Raw genomic sequence first — 13,245 nt, 5'->3', positions numbered from 1 at the left:
CTTTTTCAGGAAAATCTGATAGAGTAGCGGGCAGGCGGGGCGGAATGGACGGAAGGGTTCCTCAGACGAGACCCCCGTGTCTGCGAAAGGCCTTCAACTTCGGCTTTGCAATGCCGATATATCCGTCTATAAGCCCCGAATTCCAAGCGGCCCCGAGGAGGCCGCCCTTAACAGCAGGTGACGACCATGGCACAGAATTGGACCCCCGGCAGTTGGCGACAGAAGCCGATCAAGCAGGTTCCGGCCTATCCCGATGCGGCAGCGCTCGTGGATGCGGAATCCCGGCTTTCCAAGTATCCGCCGCTCGTCTTTGCCGGCGAGGCCCGCCGTCTGACCAAGGCGCTCGCGAATGTGGCGGAAGGCAACGCCTTCCTGCTCCAGGGCGGCGATTGCGCCGAGAGCTTTGCCGAACATGGCGCCGACACGATCCGCGACTTCTTCCGCGCCTTCCTGCAGATGGCGGTCGTGCTGACGTATGGCGCGCAGTTGCCGGTGGTCAAGGTCGGCCGTATCGCCGGCCAGTTTGCCAAGCCGCGTTCTTCCGATTTCGAGAAGCAGGCCGATGTCGAACTGCCGAGCTACCGTGGCGACATCATCAACGGCATCGAGTTTACGCCGGAAGCTCGCATCCCCAATCCGGAACGCCAGATCATGGCCTACCGGCAGTCGGCCGCGACGCTGAACCTGCTGCGAGCCTTCGCGATGGGCGGCTATGCCAACCTCGAAAACGTGCATCAGTGGATGCTCGGCTTCGTCAAGGACAGCCCGCAGGCAGAGCGTTACCGCAAGCTCGCCGACCGGATCTCCGAGACGATGAACTTCATGAAGGCCATCGGCATCACTTCGGACAACAATCCGAGCCTGCGCGAGACGGATTTCTTCACCAGCCACGAGGCGCTGCTTCTCGGCTATGAGGAAGCGCTGACCCGCGTCGATTCCACCTCGGGCGACTGGTATGCGACGTCAGGCCACATGATCTGGATCGGCGACCGCACGCGCCAGGCGGATCATGCCCATGTCGAATATTGCCGCGGTATCAAGAACCCGATCGGCCTGAAGTGCGGTCCGTCCCTGCAGCCGGACGACCTCCTGAACCTGATCGACATCCTGAACCCGGCAAACGAAGCCGGCCGTCTCACGCTGATCTGCCGGTTCGGTCACGACAAGGTCGCCGATCATCTGCCGAAGCTGATCCGCGCCGTCGAACGCGAAGGACGCAAGGTCGTGTGGTCCTGCGATCCGATGCATGGCAACACCATCACGCTCAACAACTACAAGACCCGTCCGTTTGAACGGGTCCTGTCGGAAGTCGAGAGCTTCTTCCAGATCCATCGGGCGGAAGGCTCGCATCCGGGCGGCATCCATATCGAGATGACCGGTAAGGACGTGACCGAATGCACCGGCGGCGCGCGCGCCGTCTCGGCCGAGGACCTGCAGGATCGCTATCATACCCATTGCGACCCGCGTCTCAACGCCGATCAGGCCCTCGAACTGGCCTTCCTGCTGGCCGAGCGGATGAAGGGTGGTCGGGACGAGAAGCGGATGCTGGTCGCAAACGGCTGACGTTCCACAGAAGAAACACGAAAAAGGCCGGCGCTCCCATGGCGCCGGCCTTTTTCGTTGCGCCTACTGAACCAGCGCGGGTTGCTGGCAGGTGGCATAGGTGGCCCTGACATCGGCCTCGCCGATGCGGATACCCAGCACGAGAAGCGTATTGTAGAGCAGGCTGTCCAGCGGAACGGTCAGATTCGCCAGCGTCTGGGAGAGGGCGTTCTGAACAGTCTGCGGCGTGCCGAGGGTCAGCCCCGCAAGACGGACGTCGACATCGAGATTGCGCAGCAGGGAGAATTGCAGCGTCGTAAGGGTCTGGCTGGTCGAAACGGTCTTGGCGACGCCATTTGCAATGTCGTTTGGTGTGAACGTCAGCGTCTTCCTGTCGAAATTGGTGGCGTTGACGTGGGCCATGGCGTCGATGCCGAGAAGCGGCTCCTGGACCAGCGTTGCCTTCGTCACTCTCGGTGTGGTGCCGAAATTGGCAAAGGCATTCGGGTCGATGTTGCCTATGGCGATTTCCGCGACGCCGGGCACCGCCTCGATCCTCACATCCGCCGCACCGTTCCGGTCGCGGCAATGGACACCGGCAAGTTTTGCCTCGGCATGGGCGACTTCGACATAGAGCGGAACCTTCACCTTGATCCCGGCAAGCGCGAGCAGGCCATTGACGGTGACGTTCAGAGAAAGCCTCGTCTGTGCCGTGCGGACGATCGTGCCCTCTCCTCCGATTGCCGCGGGCGGGGTGGAGACGGGCGGCGCGCCGATGGCGATCAACAGTTTCGCCGAAGCAATTCCGGGCAGGGATGCGCCGAGATCGACCGCTATCTGGTTCTCGCCATTTGCCGCCGCCGCTGCGGCCGTCAGAAATTCGAAGATCCCGACATTCACCTGCAGGTGGCCGGCGCTGCCGACCAGTCTTTCGGAATAGGGGCCGGGATTGAGGACGCTTTCAAGGCGAACGGTGAGCCTTGTCCTTGAGGCCGAACGCTTCAGCGCCTCGAGTGCCGACCGCGACCGGGCATCGAGCGTCGTCGCGCGCAACACGCCGTCGATCAGCTTGCCGAAGCCGATGTCGGTCTGAAGCAACTCCTCGTATGTCACCGCGGTCAGGCCGAGATCGATCCCGATGGCATCGAGGGTTCGCAGAACATCGACATCGGCGTCGACGAGGGCGCGATAGTCCATGAGTTCGAGATCGACGCTCGTTCCCAGCAATCCGGAAAGAACGGCATTCAGCACGCCGTCATGCAGGCTCGCAAGCCTGGTACCGATCGAGAAGCTCGCGATTTTGTTTGCCGCGGCGGTACCGACCGCTCCGAGCATCGGCGCTTCAGCAAAGGCGCCGGCGAAGAAGAGATCGGCCCGCTTGTGGATCTCGACGCGAACCGCATCGGGCTGGCTTCCCGCCCGGATGAAACGCGCCTCGACGGACAGCGCGGGATCGGCGGTGTAGCGACCGGGTGTCACGGTGGCCATCGCTGTGTACTGGTCGATATTTTCAAACGGCACCATGCCGGCGTCGGTCATCAGGCCGGACGCCGTGGCGACGGGGATATCCAGCCCGTTCATCCGGAAATAGTCGAAGGCAGCCCGCTCCGGGGCCGACAAGCTGGAAGCCGCGGCGATGGCGGAGAGGTCGGCGGCCTGCTGCAGGGCGCGCTGCTGCGTTGTCAGGTGGCCGTAGTCCACGCCGAGCGCCAGGGCGCCGATCATCAGCGGAGAGACGAGTGCCGCGGTGACGGCGATGTTGCCGGCGCGGTTCTTCAATATCGAAATCGAACGTGGCTGGAGGGAAGGGCGGTGGAGCATGTCAGATACCTCCGACCCGTATGGTGGCGAAGCGCCTGATGACCTTGTCCGGCATCGCGAAACTGTAAAGCTGCCAGATCGGCAGATCGGTCGCATCGTAGGATATGCTGACGGTGAATTGTGCGGGATTGCTCGGATCGTCCTGGACGGCGACCGCAAAGGCGCGTTCGTCAAGAAAGGCGTATTCGTTCGTGGATGTCTTCACATAGTCTTCAGCGAGCCTCCTGCGCTCCGCAGCGTCGAGGCCGGCGACGGCAGTGCGGGCGGCATCGGCCGTAATCTGCTGCACGGCATGGCTTGCGCTCAGGTAGATGCCGTATCCGATCATCGAGAAGACCACCATGAAAAAGATGGGTGCCAGGATAGCGAACTCGATTGCCGATGTGCCGCGGGTGTCGTTCGTCAGGTGTGATAGCAGGTGTCGTCTTCTACGCATCTCAGAATACCCCTCTTTTCTTTTATGCGTAATTTAGACGACGATGAAACTCCCTCGTTCATTAAGGTTTAGTTATTTCATTTTGGCAATTTGTGCTTGCATTAGAAAATATCCATATGGTTAGCGCTGTCAGTGGACGCGTGAGGGGCTGGGGCGCTCTTCAGTAAATTGCAATCAATGCATCAACGGTTTGCCATTGACGGCGAAAGGCACCGAAGGCGAACCTGTGGCAAGTCACAAACAAAAAGGGAGAACAGCGGCAATGAGCGACGAGCTGCGACATGGTGCATGCCTTTGCGGTGCGGTGTCCTTCGAGGTGAGGGGCAGCCTTCGGCCGATCATCTTTTGCCATTGCTCACAATGTCGCAAGCAGACGGGACATTATTACGCTGCGACCAATGTTGCGCTGAAGAACATCAGGCTGACGGGTGAAGCCAATCTCACCTGGTATCGCGCAAGCGACAATGCGGCGCGCGGATTTTGCCGCACATGCGGCTCGGCGCTCTTCTGGCGCGGCGACGGGCTGGACTATATGTCGGTCCTAGCGGGCTCGTTCGAGGGACCCACGGGGCTTGAGCCCGGCTACCATATCTACTGCGCCGACAAGGGCGATTATTACGATCTCGACGATGCGCTGCCGAAGTTTCCGGCGGACGGACCGTCTGCCGCAACGGCGTGAGGCAAGGTGGTGGAAGCCGTTTCGGCGATTTCATCGATCGCGTGGCGATAGGCTTCGTCAAGGGCTGCGAACTTAGCGGACTGCCAGGTGAAATAATCGTCGAGGAACGACTTCGACAGCCAAAGATCGCCGCGGCGGCGCGGTTGATCCCAACCGAGCAGGTTTTCGAGTTCCGCCTTCTTGAACATCCGCTTCAGGTTGGTAGCCGAGATCATGTAGGTCTCGCTGAGTTCGGCAAGGGTCACCGGGCCGATATTGGTCCGTTCCGCCGTCGGATCGAACACATCTATGCGTGCGATCAGGTCGTGCAGAACCATGCCGCCAAGATCGGACCATAGAAAGTGCCCGATCGTATCCGGCGGGTCCCGCCAGATCGGATCCTCGACGAGCTTGGCTGCGGCATAGGGCTGGGCGATGCGGAAGATGCGCTGATCGGAGGCAGCGGCAGCCTCCCGGTTGCCGCCATCGAGCTGGTCGAGACAGGCCATATGGCCCATGAACCAGCCAAGCATGGCCGTATTGCTGGCCTCCGTCGTCTCGAGGACACGGACCCGTCGGTCCGGCACGTCCGGCACATCCCGGAGGAACTTGTAGGCAACCAGTTCGGCCAGAAACGCGGTCGCGGTGTTGCGGCTGGCCGCGCCGAGCTTCATCACGATCTCGACGAAACGGGTCGCGGTCAGGCCGGACAGCGGATCGTCCTGCGTTCGCTGCAGGCTCAGCGCGTAGAGAGATTGCGTCATCAGCCATTTGCGATGGGATGCCTTCAGCCGCGACAGACGCGGCGTGCGGACATGGATGCCGATAAGGTGTTTGGCGATCTGCTTTTCAATCGACGGGAACGACGGATGTGCAGCAATCTCAGCTCGGGTCAGTGACCGCATGGCTCGTTACGCTCTGATGAAATCCTTGAACATTCTTCACAATCGCGGGCCGATGCCATGGAACCATGGCATCCTGCCACGCGGGGAAATATCATTTTCCCGCCAATCCTTTTGGGATGTGCCGGCTATGTCAATGACGCTTTTCTTTCGTCCGCGCAAGATACCGGGCAACGATAATGCGTGGAGCCCGGTCCAATTGCCCTGTCCTTTCGTCGTACCGTCAGGAGGACGGATTGAGACGGTCCGTCATCTCAGGGAAGAAACGTTCGGCGCCGAACTGTTTTCCGAACATCATGTCGTGCTGCAGCAGGCGCAGGTCGCGAATGGCAGGGTCGAGCCTGGTTCCGTCGACGGCCCAGTCGGCCTGGGTCTTGCCGCTGCGCTCGACCAGCAGGTGGCGGTCGAAGACCGTAAAGCGCTCCTGCGCCCGACCGAGGACGCCGGTGTAGTAGGGATGGCGATAGCCTGCCAGCTTGACCACGAGGGAGGGCAACTGGGCGGGGCTGATCGAACCGATATCCTTTTGCACGCCGCGCCTCGACGACCAGACGACCAGCGGCGTTTCATGCTCGCGCTTCATGACATCGAGCGGCGCCCTGCGGGTAGCGACCTGATCCGGCATGTAGCCGCTTTCCGTATAGACCGTGCCAAGCGGCGGTAGGTGGTCGCCAAACATCACGATGATGGTCTCGCGACGGCGCTTCTTCGCCCATTCCATCAGGGTTTTGAGGCTCTTGTCCGCTTCACGCACGCCCTGGGCATAGGTCGCGAGCGTTGCGCGGCTTTCCGAGGAAAGCACCGCTTCATCCAGTTCAACGGTGTTCTTCACATAGCGGTTGGCTTCGTACGGCCCATGTCCCTGCAGGGTGACGGCGAAGAAGAAAAAGGGCCGACCGGTCTCGTCGCCGACGCGCATGATCTCGCGGGTCAACGCTTCATCGGAGGCAAAGATGCCGCGCTTTTCCATTGCGGGCATGGTTTCCTCGGAATCGAAGCTTTCGAAGCCAAGTGCGGAATAGACGTTCGAGCGGTTCCAGAACCAGCTCTGGAAAGGATGGAATGCCTTGCTGGTATAGCCCTTGGATTCGAAGAAGGTGGCGAGCGAGGGCAGCGGGCGGCGTATGTATTGCTGGTATGGAATGCTTCCATAGGGAAGGAAAGCGTTCGAGAAACCGGTAAGCGCCTCGAATTCGACATTGGCGGTCATGCCGCCGAATTCCGGCGAAAAGACGTTGCCCGACTGGTTGGCGCGGATGGTCGGCATCGGGTCGGGCCAGAAGCCCACATTCGAGAGGCGCGTCGGATCCCAGAGCGACTCGCTCATCACCATGATGACGTCGGCGTTGCGACCTGAGAAGAAGCTTGCAGGCACCCGGTCGGCTGGAATGTCCGCTATTGCGTCGCCGTTATAGCCCTCGGGCGCCGAGACATTGGCCATTGGCACGTTGAAGGCGAAGGCGAGCAGGAAGCCGTTATGGCGATAGTTTTCCTGCTGGTCCCACATCATGGGGACGATGTTGAGCCGGTCGCGCAGATAGGAGTAGGAGGTTGCATCCATCAGGGACAGAAAGGCACCGATCAAGGGCAGGGTGAGGATCAGGCGCGTCAGCTTGGAAAGGCCGGAGAGGCGCGGAAAGCGTTGCCAGCTCACGGCGAACAGATAGACGAGAGCACTGAGCGCCGCGAGCGTGGCGGCCAATATGCCGGCGGCCACGACCGGCTTCGCCGCCACCATGACCGGCAGGAGTTCGGCGATCTGGCGACCGAAAAGCAGATCGCTCGGATAGAGCGGATCGGAGAGAAAAAGCTGCTTCTGCCCGGAGAAGAAGGCCGGAAGCAGCGCCAGCGGAATGACCACCAGCGCCGATTGATAGGCACGGCCGAACAGCGCGTCGCCTGCGAGCAGCAGCACAAAGATCACGCCTGCTGCCACGAGACCGGGCCGGGCCGGCGAAAGCATGTAGTCGGGAATATCGACCAGGTTACCCCGGGCAAGCCATTCGCTGCAGATGATCGTGAGGATGGCCAGCAGCAGCGAATTCGCGACCGGCAAGAGAGCGCTTGCAACCTGCTGCCTGCCCACCTGAACAGCAGCGCCATTCCTGGCGGTCTTTGGCGAAACCGCCGGCTCTGAGCCAATCTCGACCACTTTGCTCTCCAGCTATTACGTCACGTTATCCAAACTTCACATAGCTGTCACATAACCGTCATGAATGCCAGATGAACTGACCGTTCAGGCGGTTTGTTCCCACAGGATGCGTTTGGCGCCGATCCATTCCCAAGATCGGCGTTCCGGATTGACGGCCGCATTGCGATTGTCACCGTCACGCGCTACACCTGCCGCATGAGCGATACAACCATTCGACCCGACATCCTGCGCATTGCGATTGCCCAACTCGATCCGACGGTCGGCGATGTCGCCGGCAATCTGGCAAAGGCGCGGGAGGCCCGTGCCGAGGCGGCCGCGCAAGGAGCCGACCTCCTGTTGCTGACCGAGTTGTTCATTTCCGGTTATCCGCCGGAAGACCTCGTGCTTAAGCCAGCCTTTCTCAAGGCGTGCCTGCATGCCGTAGAGCAGCTTGCCGCCGATACTGCGGATGGCGGGCCGGGCGTGATCGTCGGTTTTCCGCGACAGGGGGAGAAGGGCCGGCATAATTCGGCGGCAGTTCTCGACGGCGGCAGGATTCTCGGTCTTCGCGACAAGATCGACCTGCCCAACTACGGCGAGTTCGACGAGAAGCGGGTTTTCGTCGAGGGCGATATGCCGGGGCCGGTGAATTTCCGCGGGGTGCGGCTTGGAATCCCGATCTGCGAGGAGATCTGGAACGATCTTGGCATCTGCGAGACGCTGGCGGAGACGGGGGCTGAGATCCTGCTGGTGCCCAATGGTTCCCCCTATTATCGCGGCAAGGTGGACGTGCGCCATCAGGTAGCGCTGCGTCAGGTGATCGAAAGCGGACTGCCGCTGATCTTCGCCAACCAGGTCGGCGGGCAGGACGAACTGGTCTTCGACGGTGCGAGCTTCGCCTTTAACGCCGACAAGTCCCTGGCTTTCCAGATGAGCCAGTTCGAACCGACCTTGACCGTCACCACCTGGAAGCGGTCTGCCGATGGCTGGCGCTGCAGCGACGGGCCGATGTCGCATATTCCGGAGAAGGAAGAGGCAGACTATCGCGCCTGCATGCTGGGCTTCCGCGACTACGTCAACAAGAACGGCTTCAAGAGCGTCGTGCTCGGCCTTTCCGGCGGTATCGACTCGGCGCTCTGTGCGGCAATCGCGGTCGATGCGCTGGGCGAGGAGAGGGTGCGCACGGTGATGCTGCCTTATCGTTATACCTCGCAGGAATCGTTCACGGATGCGGAGGCCTGCGCAAAGGCGCTCGGCTGCCACTATGACATCGTGCCGATCGCAGAACCCGTCGAAGGTTTCCTGTCTGCGCTGTCGGACATGTTCGAGGGAACGGACAGTGGTATCACCGAGGAAAACCTACAGAGCCGTGCCCGCGGCACGATCCTGATGGCGATCTCCAACAAGTTCGGTTCGATGGTGGTGACCACAGGCAACAAGTCGGAGATGTCGGTCGGCTATGCCACGCTTTACGGCGACATGAACGGCGGGTTCAATCCGATCAAGGACCTCTACAAGATGCAGGTCTACGCTCTTTCCGGCTGGCGCAACGCCCATGTGCCGCCGGGCGGGCTTGGACCGTCGGGAGAGGTCATTCCTGCCAATATCCTGTCCAAGGCGCCGTCTGCGGAGCTTCGGCCGAACCAGACAGACCAGGATTCGCTGCCGCCTTATCCGGTGCTGGACGACATTCTCGAATGCCTCGTCGAAAAGGAGATGGGGGTCGAGGATATCGTGGCCCGCGGCCATGACGTCGCGACGGTGCACCGGGTGGAGCATCTGCTCTATCTCGCCGAATACAAGCGGCGACAGTCGGCCCCCGGCGTGAAGATCACCAAGAAGAACTTCGGCCGCGACCGGCGCTATCCGATCACCAACCGTTTCCGGGACCGCTGACGGCACGTCGGCGGCCTGGCTGGAGGGGACATGCGAAGCTCGCTCGAGATCTTCAATATCCGAACGCGCCGCCATCGCATCGTCTGGCAGACGGATCGGCTCATCGAGGCCCCGAACTGGTCGCCCGACGGCAGCTATCTGCTCATCAACAGCGACGGCCTGCTCTATCGACTGCCGCCCGACGGCAGCGAGGAGCCGCGGCAGATCGATACCGGCTTCGCGACCCGCTGCAACAACGATCACGGCATTTCGCCGGACGGCCGTTTCATCATGCTGTGCGACAAGGTCGAACATGGCAAAACGTGCATGTACATACTGCCGGCCGGAGGCGGGACGCCGGTGCAGGTGACGGAGAACCTGCCGTCCTACTGGCACGGATGGTCGCCGGATGGGCGTTTCGTCAGCTATTGCGGCATCCGCGACCAGATCTTCGACATCTACACTATCTCGATCGAAGGCGGCGAGGAGAGGCGTCTGACCTTCGGCGAAGGGCGTAATGACGGTCCCGACTGGTCTGCCGACGGGGCGTGGATCTATTTCAACTCCAGCCGCACGGGCCTGATGCAGATCTGGCGGGTCAGTCCGGACGGGCGTGACCTGCAGCAGTTGACCGACGACAATTTCGGCAACTGGTTTCCGCATCCCTCGCCGAAGGGGGACAAGGTCGTGCTGCTCTCCTACGATCCCGATGTCTTCGATCATCCGCGCGATCTTTCCGTCCGCCTTCGCCTGATGGACATGGATGGCGGCAACCTTGAGACGCTGTTCGAGCTCTTCGGCGGTCAGGGTACGATCAATGTGCCGAACTGGTCGCCCGACGGAGACGAGTTCGCCTATGTCCGCTACTTTCCCGCAACCGCCTGAAACCGTGTCGCAAACGACTGCTTGCATGGCTGCCTGCTTGCTGTAGAACCGTTTGTGTCAGGTGCCCGCGGACTGCCGCGGGAGAATCGGGAAGCCGGTGGAATTCCGGCACGTGCCCAACGCTGTGAGGTGGATGCTCAGCCGCTGGACCCCTTCGGGTCCGGACCACTGGCCGAAAGGCCGGGAAGGTCGCGCGGAGCAGATGAAGCCCAGTCAGAAGACCGGCCTGGCGGGATAGACTCGCCCTGCGTGGACGGCAGGCGGTTGCAGGCATTGTTGGGGATATGACGATGCGCAACGACGAACCGAACGATCATCTCGTAACGGCAGGCGCCTTTTCCGCCGAGGAGCGGGAGGCTGTATATCGTGCCATTCGCAGCCGCCGCGACGTACGCGACCAGTTCCTGCCGGAGCCCTTGCCGGACGAACTTGTCTGGCGCCTGCTGCAGGCGGCGCATGACGCGCCCTCGGTCGGTTTCATGCAGCCCTGGAATTTCCTGGTGGTGCGTGATGCGGCCCGGCGGGAAGCCGTCTGGCAGGCATTTTGCCGGGCCAATGGCGAGGCGGCGGCGATGTTTTCCGGAAAACAGCGCGAGACCTATCAGGCGCTGAAGCTCGAAGGTATTCGCAAGGCGCCGGTCGGCATCTGCGTGACCTGTGATCCGACCCGGGGCGGCCCGGTTATCCTGGGGCGGACACACAACCCGCAGATGGACAGCTATTCGACGGTCTGTGCCGTTCAGAACCTTTGGCTTGCGGCCCGCGCCGAAGGCGTCGGTGTCGGCTGGGTCAGCATCTTCCATCAGGCCGACCTCAAATCCATCCTCTCGATCCCCGATCATGTCGAGGTCATCGGTTGGTTCTGTCTCGGTTATGTCGACAGGCTGTTCGATCAGCCTGAATTGGCGGTGAGAGGCTGGAGGCAGAGGATTCCGCTGGAAGAGTTGGTGTTCGAGGAGGAATGGGGCGCTCGCCGCGACGGCGCCGCGAGCGGCTGACGCGGTCGTCGTGCAACGGGCGACTTGCTGGTGCGTTTCCAGCGAAAACGGAGTCACCTCAATATCTTATCCGTTTGTTTTCAAGCTGTTCCGGAAGAAGGGCAAGTGCCGCTCTTGGCGGCATCGCTCTATTGCTGCGGCTGCGGTCCCGGCGCTGCCGGATGCCTCAGGTCGATCTTGCCCTGGTCGGGGGCAAGGAAGGCGGGGCCGACGCGGCGGATCCTGCTGTTTTCCGGATCATAGGGGCGTTCGGCCGGTGCCGAGGACGCCTGTTGCGAGGGGGCGGTTACAGGGTCCCGAGGCTTTATCTCGATGATCGACGAATTGTCGTCCGGAATGGTCCCTGCGGCTCCGTTTGCCCGCATCTTTTCGTAATAGGCCGAGAGATTGCAGCCGCAGGCCGCCTTTTCGCCGCTCGGGCGGTTCAGATAGGAAAACGCGGTCGGCAATTCCCGATAGGGTTTGCCTGTTTCGGCCGAGACCATGTCGGAACTCTCACCTGAAAGCATCGAATGATAGTAGAGCTCCGTTTCCACCCCCGGACACATCTGCTGGCAGGTATCGGCGTCCCGTCGGAAGTTCATCGGGGAGGTGTTGGACGAAATCGGGAAGAAACCGCCGTCGCAGGTGCGGACGCAGAGCGTGCGGAGGTTTCCCATGCCGGTGGCGCTCTCAAGCGCGGCGGCCATCCGGTCATCCGTTCCGTCTGACGACGTAGGTTCCGCACGCTCCTGCGGTTCTTCGTTGCAGCCGTTCGCATCAAGGGCGGCAAGAATGCGTGCCCTGGTTGCCTCGTCGGGGCCGCTGTTGCGCAGAGCTTCCAGCTTGCCGGCGAGATCGCGCTTGTTCTCTTCCATCCTGGCAAGGGCCGTTGACAGGTCCGAGCAGTCATTGCCGCCGTCGGAGCGGATGACCACGATCGCCGAGGTGTCGCAGTGCAGGCGGCGCATGTCCTGCCGGGTCTTGCGGATCTCGATATTCTGTCGGGCTATCGCACTGGAATAACGGCGGAATTCGCTGCTGTTGGCGATGATCCGGCTGCCCGAGGCGAGTCCTTCCCGCAGTCTCTCGCAGACGTCCGAGGCCTGGGTGGCAAGCGGCTGACAGGCCAGAAAGGCGGCGAATGCCAGCAGAAATCGTTTCTTGCCGCGCTGCAAATCGTGTCCCCGGTCAGCTCTGTTCCACTTCGGCTCATATCCGATGAGCCTATAGGTAATCTGACCATAATTAGCGAGTGACGAAGTGCCAACCGGGAACACTTATTTGTGTTAACGGGCCTTGTATCTGCGCCCGGGCCGTGCGTCAGGCCGCACGCGCGCGGTCGAGCGCATAGGCTTCCTCAAGAACGCGACCGTCGATGGCGGCGATGGCCTTCATGCCAGCCAGCATCTCCGTATCGATTTCCCATCCGACCGCAACGGCGAAGACCGAACCGATCCTCTGTGGCTCGCCGATGCGTTCGCCCGGGCATCCCATGCGCCGGAACATGCGTTCGAGGAAGACGTCCGTGACCGTGACGATGTGCGAGATGCTGGAAGCAAGGCAAAGTTCGCCCACCCCGCACATCAGTTCGGCGGCGGCCACCGTCACCTGGTTGGATGCTCGGTCCTGGGAAATTTCCGGCTCGATGCAGAAACGGCTGGATTCCCAGACCGAGGCGCTGCGGATCTCGGGTTCCCCGCCCAGAAGAATGGGAAAGGTGTCGTCCAGCATATTGGGGCCGAGGGTGGGCAGCAGCCGCAGCGAGCCGCGCAGGCGGCCCTCGGGCGAATAGGAGAGAACGTAGACCGGGTTGGCGTCGTCATAGTGGTCGATCTCCCAGTCGCCCTTCACAGAGACGTCCCATTTCAGCAGATCGTGGAAGACCCGCTTGCGCAGGGTGTGCATCTCGGCGATCTCGGCCGAATGGCTTTCGCGGTTTGCGGCGGTAATAATCCTAATCATGGCGCTTTCCTTCCATAGTTGGAGAGGAAAAAATGCCGTACCGCCTAGGAATT

The 13,245-nt window shown here is 61.6% G+C and carries 11 protein-coding genes and 1 riboswitch; of the genes, 5 read left to right on the top strand and 6 right to left on the bottom strand.

Going from position 1 to position 13,245, the window contains the following annotated elements; translation table 11 throughout:
• Positions 1–186 precede the first annotated feature (186 nt).
• The gene (locus ACLBKR_RS09745) at positions 187–1,563 is read left to right on the top strand and encodes a class II 3-deoxy-7-phosphoheptulonate synthase (protein ID WP_112828146.1); all 1,377 of its coding nucleotides are present in this window, start codon (positions 187–189) and stop codon (positions 1,561–1,563) included.
• Positions 1,564–1,626: 63 nt separating this feature from the next.
• On the opposite strand, the gene ACLBKR_RS09740 is transcribed toward ACLBKR_RS09745, so the two are convergent.
• Both ACLBKR_RS09740 and ACLBKR_RS09735 read right to left on the bottom strand, forming a co-directional pair.
• Positions 1,627–3,363: a pilus assembly protein TadG-related protein gene (locus ACLBKR_RS09740; RefSeq protein ID WP_113447331.1), complete on the bottom strand. Its 1,737-nt coding sequence runs from the start codon at positions 3,361–3,363 to the stop codon at positions 1,627–1,629.
• A gap of 1 nt (position 3,364) precedes the next feature.
• On the bottom strand, positions 3,365–3,799 hold the full coding sequence (locus ACLBKR_RS09735) for a TadE/TadG family type IV pilus assembly protein (RefSeq protein WP_112828148.1): 435 nt from the start codon (positions 3,797–3,799) through the stop codon (positions 3,365–3,367).
• Positions 3,800–4,061: 262 nt separating this feature from the next.
• Here ACLBKR_RS09735 and ACLBKR_RS09730 point away from each other — a divergent pair, with 262 nt between their 5' ends.
• The gene (locus ACLBKR_RS09730) at positions 4,062–4,478 is read left to right on the top strand and encodes a GFA family protein (RefSeq protein ID WP_113447332.1); all 417 of its coding nucleotides are present in this window, start codon (positions 4,062–4,064) and stop codon (positions 4,476–4,478) included.
• On the opposite strand, the gene ACLBKR_RS09725 is transcribed toward ACLBKR_RS09730, so the two are convergent.
• Together ACLBKR_RS09725 and ACLBKR_RS09720 are read right to left on the bottom strand one after the other, a co-directional pair.
• Entirely contained in the window at positions 4,415–5,362 is a 948-nt protein-coding gene (locus ACLBKR_RS09725; protein ID WP_244709179.1) for a hypothetical protein, read from the bottom strand. The genes ACLBKR_RS09730 and ACLBKR_RS09725 overlap by 64 nt on opposite strands.
• Before the next feature lie 220 nt (positions 5,363–5,582).
• Complete coding sequence (locus ACLBKR_RS09720) at positions 5,583–7,322, bottom strand: LTA synthase family protein (RefSeq protein ID WP_113486962.1); 1,740 nt, start codon at positions 7,320–7,322, stop codon at positions 5,583–5,585.
• A gap of 384 nt (positions 7,323–7,706) precedes the next feature.
• Between ACLBKR_RS09720 and ACLBKR_RS09715 the strand changes: the two genes are divergently transcribed.
• From ACLBKR_RS09715 to bluB, 3 genes are all read left to right on the top strand, one after another.
• Positions 7,707–9,386, top strand: a complete 1,680-nt coding sequence (locus ACLBKR_RS09715; RefSeq protein WP_113486960.1) for an NAD+ synthase — start codon at positions 7,707–7,709, stop codon at positions 9,384–9,386.
• A gap of 30 nt (positions 9,387–9,416) precedes the next feature.
• Entirely contained in the window at positions 9,417–10,250 is an 834-nt protein-coding gene (locus ACLBKR_RS09710; RefSeq protein WP_112828150.1) for a TolB family protein, read from the top strand.
• A 42-nt stretch (positions 10,251–10,292) separates the two neighbouring features.
• A riboswitch (cobalamin riboswitch) is annotated at positions 10,293–10,495 on the top strand.
• 45 nt (positions 10,496–10,540) lie between these two features.
• Complete coding sequence (gene bluB, locus ACLBKR_RS09705; protein ID WP_113486883.1) at positions 10,541–11,248, top strand: 5,6-dimethylbenzimidazole synthase; 708 nt, start codon at positions 10,541–10,543, stop codon at positions 11,246–11,248.
• A gap of 128 nt (positions 11,249–11,376) precedes the next feature.
• On the opposite strand, the gene ACLBKR_RS09700 is transcribed toward bluB, so the two are convergent.
• On the bottom strand, positions 11,377–12,405 hold the full coding sequence (locus ACLBKR_RS09700; protein WP_113486881.1) for a DUF2865 domain-containing protein: 1,029 nt from the start codon (positions 12,403–12,405) through the stop codon (positions 11,377–11,379).
• A gap of 145 nt (positions 12,406–12,550) precedes the next feature.
• Positions 12,551–13,192 (bottom strand): acyl-homoserine-lactone synthase, encoded by a 642-nt coding sequence (locus ACLBKR_RS09695; RefSeq protein WP_113340178.1) that lies wholly within the window; start codon positions 13,190–13,192, stop codon positions 12,551–12,553.
• Positions 13,193–13,245: the final 53 nt, after the last annotated feature.

It is taken from the genome of Paenirhizobium cremeum (genome assembly GCF_047553425.1).
In the GTDB taxonomy this organism is placed as follows: domain Bacteria; phylum Pseudomonadota; class Alphaproteobacteria; order Rhizobiales; family Rhizobiaceae; genus Allorhizobium; species Allorhizobium cremeum.
The sequence above is the reverse complement of the archived record's forward strand: the minus strand, read 5'-3'. Positions and strand labels throughout refer to the sequence as shown.

What these genes read in the sequence shown, in the direction of transcription:
- ACLBKR_RS09745 (WP_112828146.1), top strand. Translation starts at nt 187, where the DNA reads ATGGCACAGAATTGGACCCCCGGCAGTTGGCGACAGAAGCCGATCAAG.
- ACLBKR_RS09740 (WP_113447331.1), bottom strand. Translation starts at nt 3,363, where the DNA reads ATGCTCCACCGCCCTTCCCTCCAGCCACGTTCGATTTCGATATTGAAG.
- ACLBKR_RS09735 (WP_112828148.1), bottom strand. Translation starts at nt 3,799, where the DNA reads ATGCGTAGAAGACGACACCTGCTATCACACCTGACGAACGACACCCGC.
- ACLBKR_RS09730 (WP_113447332.1), top strand. Translation starts at nt 4,062, where the DNA reads ATGAGCGACGAGCTGCGACATGGTGCATGCCTTTGCGGTGCGGTGTCC.
- ACLBKR_RS09725 (WP_244709179.1), bottom strand. Translation starts at nt 5,362, where the DNA reads ATGCGGTCACTGACCCGAGCTGAGATTGCTGCACATCCGTCGTTCCCG.
- ACLBKR_RS09720 (WP_113486962.1), bottom strand. Translation starts at nt 7,322, where the DNA reads ATGCTTTCGCCGGCCCGGCCCGGTCTCGTGGCAGCAGGCGTGATCTTT.
- ACLBKR_RS09715 (WP_113486960.1), top strand. Translation starts at nt 7,707, where the DNA reads ATGAGCGATACAACCATTCGACCCGACATCCTGCGCATTGCGATTGCC.
- ACLBKR_RS09710 (WP_112828150.1), top strand. Translation starts at nt 9,417, where the DNA reads ATGCGAAGCTCGCTCGAGATCTTCAATATCCGAACGCGCCGCCATCGC.
- bluB (WP_113486883.1), top strand. Translation starts at nt 10,541, where the DNA reads ATGCGCAACGACGAACCGAACGATCATCTCGTAACGGCAGGCGCCTTT.
- ACLBKR_RS09695 (WP_113340178.1), bottom strand. Translation starts at nt 13,192, where the DNA reads ATGATTAGGATTATTACCGCCGCAAACCGCGAAAGCCATTCGGCCGAG.